At 47.0% G+C, this 2,305-nt stretch carries 2 pseudogenes; both read left to right on the forward strand.

Annotation, left to right across the window (positions count from 1 at the left end):
• A pseudogene (locus tag BM323_RS24550) lies at positions 1 to 1,350 on the forward strand (hypothetical protein); the annotation flags it as partial.
• A 23-nt stretch (positions 1,351 to 1,373) separates the two neighbouring features.
• A pseudogene (sbcB, locus tag BM323_RS24175) lies at positions 1,374 to 2,093 on the forward strand (exodeoxyribonuclease I); the annotation flags it as partial.
• Positions 2,094 to 2,305 lie beyond the last annotated feature (212 nt).

The raw sequence follows: 2,305 nt of genomic DNA on the forward strand, positions 1-2,305 counted from the left end.
TATTCTTCAGGTTTCCACAGTATCACCGCAAGAGAAGTAAAATCAGCAGGCGTCAGCGACCCTTCAAATGAAGCCAGGTTTACGTTGGTGGGTACCGGAAAATCGGGTGAAGGTTACTACGCTCAAAGCTTTGATAATGATCAAGCGGTCATGACAGGAAGCAGGTCATTTAGTTCAGGATACACTTTCCGTTCAATAAACGGGGCCACCTTAAAATTAGTGGAAGGTACTCTGTATTCTAAAAACCAAGCGATAGTTAAAAAGGAACCAGGTTACCTTAAGTTTCTTGATGACGGTGATAACGCTGCGAAAAGTGTCACTTTTGAAATAGCAAATTCTACTGATTTTTATATGGCAGTTAATGGGCTGTCCGACAGTGGCTGGGCACGGTTAGCTTATTACACATCCGCAGGTAAATATTTGGGATCTTCGGACTTCGGTTCCAAAGTTGGTGTAGCAAACGAGGGAGTTGTAAAAGAATCAGGATTTGTAGCGCCACAAGGTGAATTGATTGGCAAGGTGACAGTTACGGTTAAAGATAAAGGGGGAATGGGTATTGCAAGTGTTATTTATGGTGCATCCAGTGATTTTCCAGGTAAAGGTGCCTCATATTTTAATATTCCAGCTGGAGTTGCATATTCATTTACCGCAGGTACAGGACTTGACAATTTCGGAGTTCTAACCGGCGTGGCTTATACCGAAAACGGAAAGCTGAAGCTTTCACCTGATGATATTTTTAGCTTTACTGTCGGCCAGACTACTGACATCCAATTCAGCCTGGAAGGTTATGTCGACGTGACTTTTTATGATGCCTATAACAATGTAATACATTCCGGTAGTTATAGTAGCTTCGTAAACTATACTGCACCTGCTGGTCAGCTAATCTATCGTGTTGCGATCGATACCTATGGTCAGGCTAATGTTCTGATTGATAACGTTGTATGGGGAAATAACCCAGGAAACCCCGATTACGGCTACGACAGTAATAGCGCCAACATCGCTACCCATGATGACAGCAAGGTTGAGTTAAATGGCCTTGTCGAATCCAAAGCGATTATTGACCTGCAAGATGGTGAAAGCACCACCAAGGTTATCACCGTGGAAGATTTGCTGACTTATGGCGAGGAAGGTCTTTTCACTGAAGATGATACCAAGCAACTGATGATTCAGGGCGATAAAAATGATGTTATTCAACTGAAAGATATTATGCCGGAAGGTGGTGATATCGAGCAGTGGACGCATCAAAAAGGCACCATTACCGTTGCGGGCGTCAAATATGAAGTTTATAACCACAATGGTGAGAATGCAGAGCTGCTGGTGCAGTCAGATGTTAAAGTTGAAATAATCTGATTTGCTCTGAAGTAACGTAAATTGCGGCGCGCGGTAACACCAGCTGGATTGTGCCGCTGGCGTGGCATCCGGATAACCGCAACGCGCTGATTGTTGCCGATCTGGCCGGTGATATGTCGCCGCTGCTAGAGCTAGGATCAGATGAACTGCGTGAGCGTTTGTATACCCGTCACAGCGATTTGGGCGATCTGCCTGCGGTGCCGATCAAGCTGGTGCACATCAATAAGTGTCCGGTGCTGGCGCCCGCCAGCACGCTGCGTCCGGAAGATGCCGCGCGCCTGAATATCGATCGTCAGCAGTGCCTCGCTAATCTTAAGCTGCTGCGTGACCACGCCGAAGTGCGTGAGAAAGTGGTGGCGCTGTTTGCCGACGCCGAGCCGTTTACACCTTCGGATGATGTGGATGCGCAGTTGTCTGACGGTTTCTTCAGCGATGCCGACCGCGCAGGTATGAATATTATCCGCCAGACGCCGCCGCAGAACTTACCGGCGCTGGATTTGACCTTCGAAGATAAGCGCATTGCTAAGCTATTGTTCCGCTATCGCGCACGTAATTTCCCTGGCACGCTGGATGACGCCGAGCAGCAGCGCTGGTTGCAGCATCGCCGCGAAGCGTTAAATGCCGAGCGGGTGCAGGCGTTCCTGCTGGAGCTGGAGTCGCTGGCGAGTTTGCATGAAGACAATACTGAGAAGATGGCGCAACTGAAGGCGCTGTATTTGTATGCGCAGGAGTTGGTGTCTTAAGAAGATTTGTTCATTGGTTTCACTCTCCGTCTGATTTTTTAGTTCCGCTCTTAAAATACACATAACTCATAGCCTTTGACCGGCTTTTGAGACACGTCTCTTTAGCAGCTGAAATAGGTTTCTATACCATTTTGATTCTCTTAACTCACTACAACGCTTAGTTATTGAATCGGAATTGAAACTATGAACTTACTTGCATATGACCAGACAAA

Origin of the sequence: Pantoea sp. YR525 (assembly GCF_900116775.1) — a bacterium.
GTDB lineage: Bacteria > Pseudomonadota > Gammaproteobacteria > Enterobacterales > Enterobacteriaceae > Pantoea > Pantoea symbiotica.